General features: G+C 35.4%; 16 protein-coding genes. 3 read left to right on the forward strand and 13 right to left on the reverse strand.

The window, feature by feature from the left end; genetic code table 11:
* A partial coding sequence (locus tag LBU54_RS00005; protein ID WP_224523555.1) for a choice-of-anchor L domain-containing protein occupies nucleotides 1-3,554 on the reverse strand: 3,554 nt, incomplete at its 3' end.
* A 219-nt stretch (nucleotides 3,555-3,773) separates the two neighbouring features.
* Here LBU54_RS00005 and LBU54_RS00010 point away from each other — a divergent pair.
* The 3 genes from LBU54_RS00010 to LBU54_RS00020 all read left to right on the forward strand — a co-directional run bounded on the left by LBU54_RS00010 (nucleotide 3,774) and on the right by LBU54_RS00020 (nucleotide 5,819).
* Nucleotides 3,774-4,676, forward strand: a complete 903-nt coding sequence (locus tag LBU54_RS00010; protein ID WP_224523558.1) for a NifU family protein — start codon at nucleotides 3,774-3,776, stop codon at nucleotides 4,674-4,676.
* Nucleotides 4,677-4,743: 67 nt separating this feature from the next.
* Entirely contained in the window at nucleotides 4,744-4,944 is a 201-nt protein-coding gene (locus LBU54_RS00015) for a dodecin family protein (protein WP_224523561.1), read from the forward strand.
* Nucleotides 4,945-5,006: 62 nt separating this feature from the next.
* Nucleotides 5,007-5,819 (forward strand): mechanosensitive ion channel family protein, encoded by an 813-nt coding sequence (locus LBU54_RS00020; protein ID WP_224523565.1) that lies wholly within the window; start codon nucleotides 5,007-5,009, stop codon nucleotides 5,817-5,819.
* On the opposite strand, the gene tsaB is transcribed toward LBU54_RS00020, so the two are convergent.
* The 12 genes from tsaB to LBU54_RS00080 all read right to left on the reverse strand — a co-directional run bounded on the left by tsaB (nucleotide 5,816) and on the right by LBU54_RS00080 (nucleotide 16,466).
* Nucleotides 5,816-6,484, reverse strand: a complete 669-nt coding sequence (tsaB, locus tag LBU54_RS00025; RefSeq protein ID WP_224523567.1) for a tRNA (adenosine(37)-N6)-threonylcarbamoyltransferase complex dimerization subunit type 1 TsaB — start codon at nucleotides 6,482-6,484, stop codon at nucleotides 5,816-5,818. The two genes, LBU54_RS00020 and tsaB, sit on opposite strands and share 4 nt — an antisense overlap.
* Nucleotides 6,485-6,502: 18 nt before the next feature.
* Nucleotides 6,503-7,807 (reverse strand): efflux RND transporter periplasmic adaptor subunit, encoded by a 1,305-nt coding sequence (locus LBU54_RS00030; RefSeq protein WP_224523570.1) that lies wholly within the window; start codon nucleotides 7,805-7,807, stop codon nucleotides 6,503-6,505.
* A gap of 6 nt (nucleotides 7,808-7,813) precedes the next feature.
* Entirely contained in the window at nucleotides 7,814-9,154 is a 1,341-nt protein-coding gene (locus LBU54_RS00035; protein ID WP_224523574.1) for a TolC family protein, read from the reverse strand.
* Nucleotides 9,155-9,202: 48 nt separating this feature from the next.
* Nucleotides 9,203-10,366, reverse strand: a complete 1,164-nt coding sequence (locus tag LBU54_RS00040) for an efflux RND transporter periplasmic adaptor subunit (RefSeq protein ID WP_224523576.1) — start codon at nucleotides 10,364-10,366, stop codon at nucleotides 9,203-9,205.
* Nucleotides 10,367-10,393: 27 nt separating this feature from the next.
* Nucleotides 10,394-11,653 (reverse strand): ABC transporter permease, encoded by a 1,260-nt coding sequence (locus tag LBU54_RS00045; RefSeq protein ID WP_224523578.1) that lies wholly within the window; start codon nucleotides 11,651-11,653, stop codon nucleotides 10,394-10,396.
* 1 nt (nucleotide 11,654) lies between these two features.
* Nucleotides 11,655-12,899: an ABC transporter permease gene (locus LBU54_RS00050; RefSeq protein WP_224523582.1), complete on the reverse strand. Its 1,245-nt coding sequence runs from the start codon at nucleotides 12,897-12,899 to the stop codon at nucleotides 11,655-11,657.
* Nucleotides 12,892-13,593 carry an ABC transporter ATP-binding protein gene (locus LBU54_RS00055; RefSeq protein WP_224523584.1) on the reverse strand — a complete coding sequence of 234 codons (702 nt, stop codon included), beginning with the start codon at nucleotides 13,591-13,593 and terminating at the stop codon, nucleotides 12,892-12,894. The genes LBU54_RS00050 and LBU54_RS00055 overlap by 8 nt, the downstream gene beginning before the upstream one ends.
* A 123-nt stretch (nucleotides 13,594-13,716) precedes the next feature.
* On the reverse strand, nucleotides 13,717-13,950 hold the full coding sequence (locus LBU54_RS00060; protein WP_224523594.1) for a hypothetical protein: 234 nt from the start codon (nucleotides 13,948-13,950) through the stop codon (nucleotides 13,717-13,719).
* Nucleotides 13,951-13,952: 2 nt separating this feature from the next.
* Nucleotides 13,953-14,498 (reverse strand): DUF420 domain-containing protein, encoded by a 546-nt coding sequence (locus LBU54_RS00065; RefSeq protein WP_224523596.1) that lies wholly within the window; start codon nucleotides 14,496-14,498, stop codon nucleotides 13,953-13,955.
* Nucleotides 14,499-14,500: 2 nt separating this feature from the next.
* Entirely contained in the window at nucleotides 14,501-15,253 is a 753-nt protein-coding gene (locus tag LBU54_RS00070) for an SCO family protein (RefSeq protein ID WP_224523598.1), read from the reverse strand.
* Complete coding sequence (locus LBU54_RS00075; RefSeq protein WP_224523604.1) at nucleotides 15,246-15,950, reverse strand: hypothetical protein; 705 nt, start codon at nucleotides 15,948-15,950, stop codon at nucleotides 15,246-15,248. The genes LBU54_RS00070 and LBU54_RS00075 overlap by 8 nt, the downstream gene beginning before the upstream one ends.
* Nucleotides 15,951-16,019: 69 nt before the next feature.
* Entirely contained in the window at nucleotides 16,020-16,466 is a 447-nt protein-coding gene (locus LBU54_RS00080) for a cytochrome C oxidase subunit IV family protein (RefSeq protein WP_224523606.1), read from the reverse strand.
* Between the last annotated feature and the right edge of the window lies 1 nt (nucleotide 16,467).

The raw sequence follows: 16,467 nt of genomic DNA on the forward strand, positions 1-16,467 counted from the left end.
CCGGGATTGCCCCCGGTGATCTCAGAGTCCTTAAGGCCGAGGTCGATTGACGTGACCCCGTCGGGAACGTCGTCGTCGCAGACCTCCAACGGCGTCGGTGTTACAATGGCGGGTAACGCTATTACTTCCAAATTAAAATCAACACTCGTTGAACAACCTGTTAATGTATTAGTTAAAACAGCAATAATTGTTTGTGGGTTTGCATTATTAGTATATGGGGTTGTAATTTCATTGGTGTTTGTAACAGCATCTACCTGATTTTCAAAATAACTAACTACAACATTAGTTTGACCATTTATTATTTCTGAATCCTTCAACGTTAGGTCAAATACTTCTTGTTGATCACCTGGATTATCGTAATCACAAAGTTCGAAAGGTGTTACAGCTATTAATTCTGGTATTGGATTAACAACTAATTGTAATGTGGTAAAATCATAACATCCCGTGCTAGCATCTTCAACACGGACAAAGATTAACTGAGTATTTGGTGTTGTATTTGCGTAGTTAAATGGCAACGGATTATCACCTGTTACAGCTTCTATATCAGTAGAATGGTAGCTTACTAGCATACCGGTTTGACCTGCCAGAACATCATTACTTCTTAAACTTAAATCAAAACTAGTTAATCCATCCGTATCATCATCACACGCTTCTAACGGCATTAATGGATTTGCAATTGGATTTTCAATTACCTCCAAATCTAAAGTATTAGTATTATAACATCCGGTTATTGAATTTTCGAGTCTGACATAAATAGTTTGATTGTCTGCAATAGTATTTACAAAACCATCAAAGATTTCATCTGTATTTGTCTCTGCTCCAGCCAAGGTTTCATGAAATGTTACATTAATTCCTGTTTGACCAGTCAAGATTTCTGGTGTTTTTATTGACAGTGGAAAATCTACAAATCCATCAGTATCATCATCACATGCTTGTAATGGTGCAACAGCTATAATTTCTGGTAATGGATTAACGATTATATTAAATGATGTTGTATCATAACACGAAGGATGCATTGGATCCTCAATTCTAACATATATCGTTTGAGTATTAGCTTGTGTATTGGTGAAACTACCAGTTATAGCCCCTACATTATTGTCTGCATCGTCCTGAGTAATATGAAATGACACATTAAAAACAGCTACGTCTTGAGGACCAAGTATTTCAGGTATTGTGGAATCAAGCTCAAAAGTTTCGAATCCGTCATTAGAAGTATCGTCACATAACTGTAAATCTTCTGGTGTATTTGCAATGGCTTGTTGATTTACAAGAAGGTTAAACACTGGGTCTGGCGATGCATTGAAACAATTACCATCTAATAGACTTTGCACCCTTACATATATTGGTTGAGGATTAGCAATATTTTGATAGTTTAATGGTAGTGCATTTAAATTATTATTTGCATCAGCAAAACTTGTGTAATACGAAACTTCAAAATCTGTTGGATTCTGCACTCCCAAAATATCTGCAGTTTGAAGGTTAAGATCAAATTCTGCGATACCATCATTAGAATTATCATCACATAATTCTAGATCTGCCACAGCATTAATTGTGGGTTGGTCTGAAGTTGAAATATTAAACGACACCACATCAGGGCAGGCCTGAGTTACATCTGCCAAGCGCGCATAAATAGTCTGTGGATTTGAAATATTAGTATAATTTGTTGGTAACGGATTTAAATTATTCTCTGCATCATCTTCTGTTAAATGGTAAGAGACTACAAATTCTGTGGGATCTAATTCGCCTAAAATATTATCGTCATTTAATGACAAATTAAACTCTGCAGAACCTGTTGAATCGCACAACAGTAGGTCTACTGCCGGACTGGCTTCAGGACTCGGTATAAACTCTACAACTATTGAATCTGAGGTCTGACAGACACCAGAAAAAATAATATCAACGGAATAGTTTCCAGTTTCGGTCACAGATAAAATAGAACCTGTTTCTCCATCAATCTCTTCACCCTCAAAATACCATGTATGAGTTGCAGTAGAAACTCCTGTATCTAAATCTACAGCTATACCACCACATCTTGCTGTACCAGCTGCAATTGTTATATCTTCGCCTAAATCACCACCAAGATCAAAACTTCCAGCCTTTATAAATACTCCTGAATCTAGTGCAGTATCATTGAAGCCGTTACCATCGTCACCAATTACTAATTTTATTGTATAGGTTTCGCCTGGTGTAACGACAGATTGCGCCGTAAAAACATCAGTCCTACCATCAAAAGATATGGGCGGTTGATTGTTACCAGTGTATTCTCCAAAAAACTCTGGATAAATAACCGCTGTTGGACAATTAGCATTGAATGGGTGAATATTTGTAACTGCTATAGGCACATTTGTTCCCGGGATAACAGCGAGATTGGTAGTATTACCCAATGAATCCGTTAATAAGAATGCAAAAGCATCTGAGTAGGTACACTCAAAACCCCCCATATCATACTCCTCAGAAGCCATTAAAAATTCAAAACTAATGTTGTCAGCTAGTGGTACAAAGTCAAATTGAATGAAAGTAGCATTTGTTGTAACTGTTCCTACTACAGCGTCTAAATCAGCATCCCCTGGCCAATTCGCTGTACCTGCACTCATGGCGTTATTGTTTGGACCACGTGCTTCCGAAGCATTTCCAGAAGTCAACAATAATCCTTCTTCAAAAGGAAAATTTACGCCATCACTTACAAAATAACCTATACCATTGGGTTCAAAGGCGCTAAAGGATATACCTGTAGACCATGTAATATTTGAAACTGATGCACAAGGACTATCAATTAAGATATCTTCAATTAATTGGAGTGGTGTAAAAGTATCTTGATCAACCACTACATTTTGGCCAAGAACAAAAACTGTTATTGTTTCTGTACCTGTACATCCTTGGGGATTATCATCTGTAGCAGTAAAGGTGACCGTATAAGTGCCAGCGGTAGTAAATGTGTGTGAGACATCTGCCCCAGTTGCATTATTTCCATCACCAAAATCCCAATTATAAGTAGCATTGGTGCCATCCAAAGAAAATGTTGCGCTACCTGAAAAGTCTACCGTATCACCTGGCAATATACTTATTACGCCAGTAGCATTTGCCACTGGTGTAGTGCTGTCTATTGATGCTACAATATCCTGACAGGGTGTTGCGCACAAAATATCTGCTTCCCAGCCATCCGTAGAACCTGCACCATCTGAAATAAATTCTAGAGTTAAACACCCGGAGACATTCGTGTCTGAAGCACTTACTGTGAAAGGATCTTCTACGCCCTGGAATGAGCCTAGTAAAGGAGCTGTAATATCATCCCCATCGTATATATTAAGAACATCAGGATTTAGTCCTAACTGCGTAACAAATGATAAAAAATCGAGTATTATAAATTCACCTGCATTTTGAGGACAAATCGTTGTGACAATGTTTTCGTTATTGCCATAAAACGCAAATTCTCCGCCAGAATCATAGAATTTATCTGGAGCACATCTATTAAATGTGCCGTTTTGCATATTTAAATCTTGAGCAGTAGTGACCAATGCAGAGAAAATGGCAATGGCAACAATTAACTTTTTCATTGATTAGCTTTGGTTCTTTAATTAATTTCAACAAGAAACTAATTCAAATACCCAATAAAAACTGCACCTCAAACATGCAATATACAAAAGCAACAGATTTTTTTATTGGACAGGGAATTTAAACAAATAATTTGAATTGACTTAAGAAAATAGTCGTAAAACAACATCTTTGGGATTAACGTTTACGCTTTGAATTTCATAAATTTGCAAATAAAAAATATGCCTAAAACAACAATATCCATTCACACAACTTCAAACGATGCAATACTTAAGTTTGAAGCTGATAGATTCTTAACTAATCATAATAGCTTTGAGTTTAATAACATTGACGAGGCTAAAAACTCTCCTCTAGCCCAACAACTCTTCTATCTGCCTTTTGTAAAAAAGGTTTATATAGCTACTAACTTTGTCGCAATTGAGCGCTTTAATATTGTAGACTGGAAAGATGTTCAAGATGAAGTAGCCAAACAACTAGAAGATTATCTTTCAAACGATGGTGTTGTTGTAACAGAAGATGCTTCAAAACCCAAAGCAGCCGTTACAGTTTATGCAGAGAGTACACCAAATCCTAGTGTTTTAAAATTTGTCTGTAACAAAGTCTTAGTCCCCAATTTATATGAATTCTCTTCTATAGAGGAGGCTAAACCCTCTCCTTTTGCAACTGAATTATTTCAGTTCCCATTTGTTAAAAACGTTTTCATTGATAAGAATTATGTTTCAATCACCAAATTTGATATCGTCGAGTGGGAAGAAATTACTTTGCAGGTCCGGGAATTTATTAAGTCTTATGTTGAACAAGGTAAGACCATTTTAAATGACGATGCTCCTCAAAAATTAGAAAAAACAGAAGAAGCTATTGAGCGTAAATTTGAAGCACTTGACGACACTTCTAAAAACATTGTAAACATTTTAGAAGAATATGTAAAACCTGCTGTTGCAAGTGATGGTGGCAATATAGAGTTTAGGTCTTATGATGAAAAAACCAAGAAAGTGCAAGTGTTACTTCAAGGCGCTTGTAGTGGTTGCCCATCATCTACTTTCACTTTAAAGAATGGTATCGAGAATATGCTTAAGGAAATGCTTAATGACCATGCAATTACAGTTGATGCAATTAACGGTTAAATTAGGTGACTCTTACAAAAGTCTTGTGTCTTATAAAGAAATAATTAACAACTAAAATAAAATCATTATGGCAGTATTAAAAGTAATCGAAGTATTATCCAACTCAGAAAAAAGTTGGGAAGACGCAACAAAGAAAGCAGTAAAAGAAGCTGCAAAGACTGTAAAAAATATTAGATCTGTTTATGTTCAAGATCAAAGTGCCATTGTTAAAGGTGACGATGTTACAGAATTCAGAGTAAATGTTAAGCTAACCTTCGAAGTAAAGTAACACTAACACAGAAGGCTCGGAATTTACCGAGTCTTTTTTTAATTAAAAACTAATTACCACAGATGGAAACACAAAAATGGATTGATAAAGGTTTTGATTTAATTATTGAATTTGGACCAAAGCTATTAGGTGCCATAGTTATATGGATCGTAGGTAGCTGGATAATTAAAATCATTCTTAAAGCCCTAAAAAAGGGGATGAACAAGGCGAATTATGATGAAAGCCTAAAAAAGTTCTTGGTAAACCTTTCTAACTGGACTCTCAAAATTGTACTCATCATTGTCGTGCTAGGAACAATGGGTGTTGAAACCACATCCTTTGCCGCGATAATTGCTGCAGCTGGTTTAGCCATTGGCCTAGCATTGCAAGGGTCACTTGGTAATTTTGCTGGAGGAGTTTTAATCATGATTTTTAAACCTTTCAAAATAGGAGATTTAATTGAAGCTCAAGGCGAAATTGGTGCGGTTAAGGAAATAGAAATATTTACTACCAAATTAATAGGATTGTCTAATAAAGAAATAATTATACCAAATGGAGCGCTATCTAATGGCAATATTATAAACTATACATCAGAAGGCACACGACGCGTGGATTTAGTTTATGGGGTTAGTTATGACTCAGACATTAAAGAAACAAAAGATGTTTTGATGAATGTTCTCACCTCACATTCCAAAGTACTTAAAGATCCTAAGCCCGCAGTTACAGTTATGGAGCTAGCCGATAGTTCTGTAAATTTTGCTGTTAGGCCTTGGTGTAAAACAGAAGATTATTGGGACGTTTATTTCGATGTTACGGAAAACGTGAAGATAGCATTGGATAAAGCCGGAATTGAAATTCCATACCCACATCAAGTAGAAATTCATAAACAAGGTTAAGATTTTTTTATTGCAATAAAATCTTTAAGATAATATGGTTCAAAATAAGCGACATCTTCGGTGTCGCTTTTTTGATACTTAATTTCAGCAAGTGCAGACATCTCATTGGCAGATGGGAACTTATTTTCTACAAAAACTGCATTTGGGTGTTCTATTAAGGACTTTGTTTTTTCAACACCACTACCAATGAAGTATACTTTTGCCTTATCTAAATAGTATTTATAGCTGTCATTATCCAAAACCTCAGCCTTTATTTCTCTAATTTGATTTAATTGGGCATCAAATACGGAAGCATATACTTCTAATCTTCGTGCATCTAGCATAGGTATAATAAAACCTGTTTCAATTTCTAATTGACTGGCCAAACTTTTTAAGGTATCTACTGCTATAAGCGGTTTATCTAACGCATAACTAAGTCCTTTGGCAGAAGAAACACCAATACGCAAGCCTGTATAGGATCCTGGGCCTCTGCTTACGGCAACTCCGTCTATTGCTTCTGGTTCTATAGATGTACTTTTAAACACCTCACCTATAAAAATATGTAAGGCCTCCGCATGAGAATAACTTAGACTATTATCTTCTTTTAAAACTAAAGTCTCCCCATCTTTGGATAGAGAGACTGAACAGTTTGTTGTAGCTGTTTCTATATTTAGCAATAATGCCATATATCTTAATCGAGACTCTTACTCGGACTCTTCTTCTGTGGCTTCTTCAGTACTTTTATTCTTTTCTTCTATTAAATCGCCGGGTTTCAAGGTTTTAGAAACCATATTGTAAGGACCAGTGATAATTTTATCATTTTCCTTTAGTCCTGCAACTATTTCAATTGAAGAGTCGTCTTGAATTCCCGTTTCTACTACTTGAAGTTTGGCCTTGCCATTATCATTTACAAACACACACTCAAATTTTTGTTCTTCCTGTGGTTCGTCATCACCAGCTGCATTCATTTTTTCATAAGGCCTTTTTGTAGAACTTGTATCGGTCTTAATAACAATTGCGCTGATAGGTACCGCAATTGCATTTTTTCTAACATTAGTAATAATATCTACGGTTGCTGTCATTCCCGGTCTGAAAGGTGAATAACTTTCGGGTTTGCCTTCAGTTAAATCCTCATAGGATTCCTCCAATATTCTAACTTTTACTTTGAAATTTGTCACTTGGTCTGCAGCGAGATTTCCTGCGGCAGAGTTTGCTATCTCAGTTACAATACCTTTAAATTCTTTCTTTAAATAAGCATCTACCTCAACTATTGTAGAATCCCCAATATTTACTTTAACAATATCATTTTCATTTACATCTACTTCAACTTCCATATTGTTAAGGTTAGCTACCCTTAGAATCTCTGTACCTGCCATTTGCTGTGTACCAACCACACGCTCACCTTCCTCCACGTTTAGTAAGGAAATTGTTCCATTCATAGGTGAGTAAATCGTGGTCCGCGTTAAATTATCTCTCGCCTCATTTACGGAAGCCGCGGCACTTCGTACACTATAAAATGCAGAGCTTTTACCAGCCACAGCAGTCTCATAAGTCGCAATAGCTTGGTCCCAATCGGCTTTAGAAATTACGCCTTTATTAAATAACGCTTCGCTTCTTTCATAATCTGCCTTTGCCTGTTTAAGTGTAGCTTCAGCCTGCTCAAGATTTGCTCTTACATTTTGATAGGTTGCTTGAGCCCTATTTACCGCAGATTGAATTAAATCTGGATTGACTCTTACTAGCAAATCCCCCTTTTTTACTTGTTGGCCTTCCTTGAATGGCAACTCTAAAATCTCGCCTGAAACTTCAGATGAGATATTAACTTCTACCTCTGGTTGAATTTTTCCGGTTGCGGAAACCGTTTCAATAATATCTTTTAACGCAACCTCTTTTACAGTAACTTGTTTGAAATTTCCTTTTTTACCAAACCATCCCATTGATTTTCCTGCCACTAAAAGGATTAGGAGCAGTACGACAATACCAACGATTATCTTTACTGTTTTACTCATTTTATATTAATTTAAGTCAGTTATTGGCAGTCCAAAATAAAATTCTAGGATTTTAAGTCTAAAGATATAATCATATTTTGTTCTTACCACGTCGGATTGCGCATTTTCATACGCAGTCCTAGATTGATTAAAGTCAAATGCATTTGAAAGCCCTACATCGTAACGCTCTTTTGCATATTCAAAAGCTAATCTTCGTGCTTCCTCAGTTTTAAGTGCCGCCTCATAGGTTTTCTTTGAATTTTTGGCGTCATTATAAGCTTGGTACACTGTATTTTCCAAATCCAGCTCAGCCTGCTCTAGCTGATATTTAAATCGTTCAACAGAAACCTTTCGACGTTGCACATTGTTTCTTACACTGAATCCGTTAAAAATTGGGACATTAAGTTGAAATCCAACAGAAGTTCCATCAAATAAATACAACTGATCAATAAATGGAATATTCTCTCCCGTAAATGGATTGGTTTGTGTACTCGCCCATCTCGTATTATAACCAACAAAACCACGAATTGTTGGAAAATAATCTGCACGTGCTATCTGCAAATCTTTTGCTGCCAATTCAAAGTCTGTCTGTGCAATTTTAACATCATTGATTTCTTCCTTTGCTTTATCAGCAATTTCGGATGCCTGTCTATTTAAAATTTCTGCAGAGACTAAACCATATTCGTCATCAACGATATCAAAATTTTCGTAATCTCGTAATTGCAAGGTTTGTGCTAGACCAAATTTTGAAATAAATAAGTTGTTTTCTGCAGCAATAATTTGTTGTGCTTGAGTTGCATCAGTTGCCATAAGTTCTAACAAATCACCCTGTGGTAATACTCCTGCATCAACTAAATCTTGGGTATTCTTTAAATTTTCTTTAGTAACCACATTCTGAGCTCTTAATACTTTTAGTTGCTCGCGATTTGCTAAAATTTGTAAAAATGAATTAGCTACAAATAATGAAATATCGTCCTTCATTTTATCTAGACGATACTCTGATGCTATTTTATTGATTTTGGCTCTTTGTAGCGTTTTCCAGTTGGAAAAACCGGAGGATAAATTTACACCCGAACTCACGCCACCATTTGCAGATCTAAAGGTCGTATTCTCAAACTGGTTGGTCGCCGGGTTAATGTTAGCACCAGTATTTATGTTGTATGAGGCGTTTGAGTTTAAGTTTGGTAAAAAATTCGCAAATGCCTGATTTTTATCAATATCTGCAAGATCTACATCTAGCTCAGATTGTTGAATGGAAATATTATTCTCGAGTGCATATTCAACACACTCTAAAAGCGTCCATTTTTTAACTTGTGCTTGTGCGATTAAACCAAAAAATAAAACTGTTATAATGATTGATTTTTTCATGATGTCTAATATGTCTAGATAAATCTTGTTGTGTTACAAAAAAACTAATTAATTTCTACTGCCGAGTGCTGGCATACCTTGAATTTGATTCCAGATTTTAATATTATCTGATTTTGAAATCCCATTTTTAACCTCTACATAAATTCCATCGCTAATCCCTAACTCAATCTCTCTTCTCTCAAATTCTTGGTCTCCTACAGCCACTTCAACAAACGGTTTTTGAGTTTTCCTATCATATTGCACCAATGCCTCTCTTATAGCCAATACTTTATCTGCCTTATCTAGAATGATCGAAGCGTTTGCACTTAGGCCTGCCCTAATAAATGTAGAGTCCAAATTCTTTAATGACCCTTTAATCGAAAATTGAATAGCTCCATTTTCAGCAATTCCTTTCGGTGCGATGTAATCTAAAACCGCATCAAATTTTGTATTTTCAATAGCTCCAACAGTGATTTCTAAAGGAAGTCCCTCTTTAATTTTCCCTACTTCGCTTTCATCAATTTTCCCTTCAAATATCATTTTTTTAATATCCGCCAAAGAAGCTATTGAGGTACCTTCGTTAAAGTTATTTGCCTCAATGACTTGGTTTCCTTCTTTTATTGGTACATCTAAAACCATTCCTGCAACCGTTGCTCTTACCTGGGTTTGCGCAATATTCCCAAGACCTGATGTGGTACCAGTTTTAATGATATCATAATTTTGTCTTGACTGTTGAAGGTTAATTCTAGCCTGCTCTACTTGTTGTTTAGCCTGTAAATAAGTGTTATTTACCTGATCAAACTCATTTGCCGCAATTACACCCTTATCAAATAATTCTTTTTGACGATCGTAGACAGCCTTTTGGGTTTTAAAATTTATTTCTGCCGTTTCTAAAGCTGTTCTATTAGAAGCTATATTATTTTTAGCACTTGTTAAATTAGAAACATTTGGTATTACTCTAATCTGCGCTATTAAATCACCTTGTTGGACAAATTCGCCCGCCTCAATAAAAACCTCTTCTACTACACCAGAAATATTTGGTTTAATTAACACCTCTTCCTTTGGTACAATGCTTCCTGTTGCCATTGTTTTTACAACAATAGTTTGCTGAGAAGGTGTTTCCGTTGCGTAGACAATAGGATCCTCCTGATTTTTTTGCCATAAATAAATTAGTGCCGTTGCAAATGCAGCAACAATGACTATTAATAAAATTACTGTGGTTGTTCGTTTCATTACGGTGTAATTATTTAATTTTTGAAGTTATTCAATTCTGAGTGCATCTACTGGTTTCATTCTAGTTGCACTGTTAGCTGGAATCATTCCTGCTAATAATCCTGATACTATTAATATGGTAAGTGCAGTAAAAATAACTGACATTCCTACACTTGGATTCGCAAAATTCTCAACAGGTCCACTTTGGTCTAATGAATAATTCATTAACCAAATAACACCGCCTGCAAAAGCCACACCAGTCATTCCTGAAAGTATGGTAAGAATCAAGCTTTCTTGTAAAATTTGTAATCTTATATTCCATGGCGTAGCACCCAAAGCTCTTCTAACGCCAATTTCTTTGGTTCTTTCTTTAACAACAATTAGCATGATGTTGCTGATGCCAATAATACCGGACAATAGTATTAACGCTCCTACAAAGTATCCTACCAAGGTGAGAATAGAGAAGAGTCCAGTTACCTTTGCAAAATCTTCAGAAATATCTCTATGACCAAACGCTCTATTATCGTTCGGGTGAATCGTATGTCTTCCTTTTAACACATTAAAAATTCTTTCTTTTAAGCCAGTAATACCATATTCATCATAGGCTGTGATGGCCATCCATCCAACGCGATCTCCGTAGTTAAAGGCTTGATTAAAAGTTGAAAATGGAATAAATATGGTATTAGCCTCTTCCTCGCTATCGCCTTGGCTGTTTACATTCTTAAAAACGCCAACCACCATAAAATTGACACCATTTATTTTAATGTAGGTCCCTATAGCATCTTCTCCCTTATCGTATAAAGAAGCAACAACATCAACTCCAATAACACAAATCTTGCGTTTTGCATTAATGTCTGAATGACTTATAAAACGCCCTTGAAGAATATCCATTGGAAGTTGTTCAATAAATTCCGGATAATCTCCATAAATTTGAAAAGCTCCAATCTTTGTGCCTCTAGTGACATTGTTAGCGCCACGATAGCCACCTAGTGAATTTCGAGGCGATACATATTTTAATTCAGGGAACTCAGATTTGAGCGCCTTGACATCATCTAACTTATAATTAAATCGTCTTCCTTTAGGCAAACCCTTATATGGGATTGAAACCCTTTGGGTCCAGGTAAACATGGAATTGGCCGCAAAATTGTCAAAACTTGCGATAACACCATTTTTAAGACCATTGGTTAAAGCCAACAATAAAACCAAAATAGTTATACCCCAAAACACACCAAATGCCGTTAGTAGTGTTCTGAACTTATTTGCAGTTAATGCTTCTAATATTTCGTCCCAACGATCTTTATTAAACATCCTATTCGTCCCTTAATGCTATTATTGGTTTTATTTTAGCTGCCCTGTATGCTGGTACAAATCCTGCAAAGCTTCCTGCTCCAACCAGTAAAAATACTGTGTAAAGTGCTGTGTTAAAATCTACTTGAGGATATTTTATGTAGTCATTATCAATTGTTGGTCCTACTAGCTCTAATAATCCCAGGCCTAAAATTAGTCCGAATAAACCTGAAAACATGGTTACGAAGATCGCTTCTTGAAGAATCATTCCTACTATAGATAATGGAACTGCACCTAGAGCTTTGCGTATGCCGATTTCTTTTGTACGTTCCTTAACGATAATTATCATGATATTACCTACCCCAACAACTCCTGCGATAATGGTTCCTATTCCAACAAACCAGAACACCGCTTTTATAATATCAATAAGAGAATATATTTTTTGAGCTTCTTCAAGTGTGTTACTTACGCGAATAGCAGCCGTATCATCTGGAGCAATAATATACTTTTGCTTTAAATCTCTTTCTATATTTTCTAAAAGCAGATTAGATACTTCAACAGATTTAGCTAAACTTTTTTGCATTGGAACTGTAAACTCCATATTGCGTATTCTATCACCTCCATTGAATGCGACTTGAGCCGCTGAAATAGGGATGTACACATTGTCTTCCTCACGTTCTCCTCCAGGATCTGAATATACACCCACAACCTTGAAATTAATTCCGAAAATAGAAACCATTTCGTCAATAGGATTTTTACCCTTGAACATTTCGCTTTTTACCTTCGTTCCGATGACAATCACTTTTCTTGCCTCGTTCTGGTCGGCTTGATTTATAAATCTTCCATCTACAATATTGGCGTTTTCTATGTATTGAAAATCTGGAAGAATTCCCTGAACACTGAAATTACCAGTTTCATTTTTATAGACAATTTGCCCACTCCAGATTGAATAGTTGGCAGAACGATATTCTAAATAATCGTCATAAGTAGAACTTATGGTTTCAAAGTCTTCGTTTTTAAGCTGAATTCTTCGGTTTGGATTTAGTCCTTTATAGCTTTTTGTAGTACTTCTAGTTCTAACACTTATTTCATTCGTAGCATCGTCTGAAAATTGTTCCGTTACACCATTCTGGATTCCTGAACTGAACCCTAGCAAAACCACCAAAATAAATATTCCTGACGCTACAGATACTCCAGTAAGGATAGTTCTAAGTTTATTCTTTCTTAGGGTCTCAAATATTTCTTGCCAACGCTCTATATTAAACATGTTCCTTAGCTCTTATTTGTTTGACTGGACTATCATCAATGATTACACCATCCTTAAGCTGAACAATTCGCTTTGTCATTTGTGCAATATCATTTTCGTGAGTGACAATAAGAATAGTTTTTCCTTCATCATTAATCCCTTGAATTAAATCCATAACTTCATGTGAGGTAACAGAATCTAATGCTCCTGTCGGCTCATCCGCTAACAATACCTTGGGGTCACTTGCAAGTGCTCTAGCAACCGCAACCCGTTGTTTCTGACCACCCGATAGTTCGCTAGGTAAATGGTGGGACCAATCTGCCAATCCCACTTTCTCTAAATAATACTCCGCCTTTTCAATTCGTTCTTTACGCTTCAAACCCTGATAATACAAGGGCATGGCTACGTTATCTAAGGCAGTTTTATAATTGATAAGATTAAATGACTGAAAAATGAAACCTAGGAATTTATTTCTGTATCTAGCGGCAATTTTTTCATTTAGATTTTTGATCGGTACTCCATCAAGAATATAGCTTCCACTATCTGCTTCATCTAACATACCTAAAATATTAAGTAATGTTGATTTTCCTGAACCCGATGAGCCCATGATGGAAACCAGCTCACCTTCCTTGACATTAAAATTGATTCCCTTAAGCACATGAAGTGAATTACTACCCATGTGATAAGATTTGTGTAAATCTTTAATCTGAATCATAGTCGGTTGTTAATTTGGTACAATGTTATGAAAATCACCAAGGTAATTGTGCCAACAAATTGTTAAGACTTCCTTGAATTAACGTATGATTAAGACTTCTAAAAAGAGATTTTGTTACAAAATCTAAGTTATATTTTTTTGTTTGGGAGATTTATTGAATTGCCTATAAATTATATAGCCAAAAACACCAACTAAAATATAGGGTATTGCCATTAAAAAAACGATACCATCATTGATACCTTCAGCCGCAGCTTGGTCGTCACCACTTTCTAACACAGCTCTACACATTGCACATTGTGACCATGCCTTTGTTACAGAAAAAAGCGTGAAAACGACTAAAGCAATTCTATATTTCATATTTATGCGTAATAGGGTGAAATCATTAAATAAACCACTACTCCTGTTACAGCGACATAGAGCCAAATAGGAAATGTAATCTTTGCAATTTTCTTATGACGCTCTATGTTATTAGTTATGGCTCTTACGTAGGTTATTAGAACAAATGGAATTACAACAATTGATAATAATATATGCGTTACTAAAATAAAGTAGTACACATATTTAATAATACCTTCTCCCCCAAATTTAGTAGAGTCGCTAGTCATATGATAGGCCACATACATTACCAAAAAGGCGACAGAACACCATATTGCAGTAGTCATTAAATTTTCATGGAGTACCAGATTCTTGTTTTTAATTGCAATAAAGGCAATAATCAATAGCAAGGCTGTTATACCATTTATTGTAGCATAAATAGGCGGAAGAAACGTTAACGGTTCTACATCAAAACCTAGTTCCCTTAAATTAATACCAAACAAGGCTGCCACTGCTACAGGTATTACGATAGACAACACAACAATCCATTTATTGTATTTCTTTTCTTTTTCTATATCTACTGAATTCATATTTATTCTTTCAATAATTTAGCGATGTCTTCTTTTAATATTGTAATTTCTTGAGGAATGCCTTCGTCATCAACACCTTGATCTTCCGGAACCAAGCCATTATAAAAAATTAAAGGATTTCCAAAGTTATCTCTTCTAGATCTTATAAATCCTTTCTTATCAATAAGTGCAAAATTTCCAGAATGCTCAAAACCACCTTCAACAGTATCGTCTTTGGCTGTGTAGAGGTTAAATCCTTCGTTTGCCAACTTGTAGATTTCTGTTTCATCTCCAGTCATTAGATGCCAGTTTGGGTTTGTAATACCATATTTTTCTGCGTATGACTTTAATACTTCTGGTGTATCTATCTCTGGAGTTATTGTAAATGATGCAACACCAAAATCCTCAAAATCCTCAAACTGATTTTGTATTTCCACAAGATTCCTGTTCATTATTGGACAAATTGTTGGGCAAGTGGTAAAAAAGAATTCTACAACGTATACTTTGCCCAAATAGTCTTCATTAGAAATTATTTGGCCGTCTTGATTTGTAAAACGAAATTCTGGTACTTTTTTGGGTGACCCATTTATATCCAAGTAAGCCAAATCACTTTTATTTTCATTAATATTAGTTTTCGAGACCTCCTTACTGCGACTTTCTTCTCTTGTAACATCATTGTTTGATATTCGATCTAGGATTCTTGGTATGAAGATTATCCCGAATACTAATATTATGAACGCAATCCCAACGTAAGAATAGTTTGTTTTTTTACTCATCGGTCTGTTTTAAATCTATAGCACGTCTTGAGTCTGAATTCTGAAACTTGCCTTTTCTTTTTTGTCTATATTCTGTAAAAAGAATGCGCATGTCGTCACTCATTTTATTTTTAATTTCCGCCACTTCAATACAATTGTAAGCATATAGCTCGCGTAGCGGTTTATTTGCCTCAATTTCTCTTTTTTCACGGTCATCTAATCGCCCTCTTTGATTTAGGTCTTTGTCAATTATAAAAACCTCATCTGTAGCAAGATTTGCATCTAACTCCTTTGTTGACTTCAGACTAGAGTATATTTCTCTTATTTTACCTTCAGGTATAAAAACATAGTGCCAGAACTTAAGATCTTCGTATTTGGCAATTTCCTTATTTAATTTATCATATTCTTCTTGAACTCCCTCTGTTCCTATTACTACTATCTGAAATTTCTTGAACCCTTTAAATTTGTCGTAAACTAACTCCTTCAAATTAGATCCTGCTATTGCCTTTTCTATAGGTTTATTTCCAAAAAAAGCTAGCACAGTTATATGGTCCTTTAGTTTAATTTCATTTGACGATGTTATATCTTTAATGTTATTATTAACAATTTCTAAAGGTTCATAATTATGAGTAGATGGGTATAGTATTAACAAAAACGCAACTGGCAAAAAGAATAGAATTGTCAGTACTGAGTAGCGTTTTAATTTCTCGTTTTTCATAGTGCAAAAATAAAAAAGGTGGTTCAATAAAACCACCTTTTTAAATATCATTTAACGTAACCTTTTTCTTTAAAAATCACGCTTTATCAAAGCATCTTCAGAATTATAAACTTCAAAAACATAGCCTCCCTCTTGTAACAAGATAAAGATTAGATAACAGATAAGAAAAACACCCGTCCAAACAACCATTTTTCTCAAACTTCCCTTTTCATCTCTCATGTGCATGAAATCCCACGTAATGTAATATGCTTTTACCAAGGTGAGTACAATGAATATTAAATTTAACGGTTTCATGTATATGAATGGTGAGAGCAAAATATTTCCTAATGTAGCAAAGAAACCACCCTCAAATGGGGATAACCATGTATACATAAGAAACTCTGGTTTATATATACCTAACAGTACCTCTACCGCTGTAACAACTGTTAAAAAGACTAGTACACCCCAAATTTTCTGAGTGTTAGACTTAAATTTCCAAAGTCCTCTAAATATTTCTAATTTATGTTCGTGCGCCATA

Origin of the sequence: Winogradskyella alexanderae (assembly GCF_020166335.1) — a bacterium.
Lineage (GTDB): Bacteria > Bacteroidota > Bacteroidia > Flavobacteriales > Flavobacteriaceae > Winogradskyella > Winogradskyella alexanderae.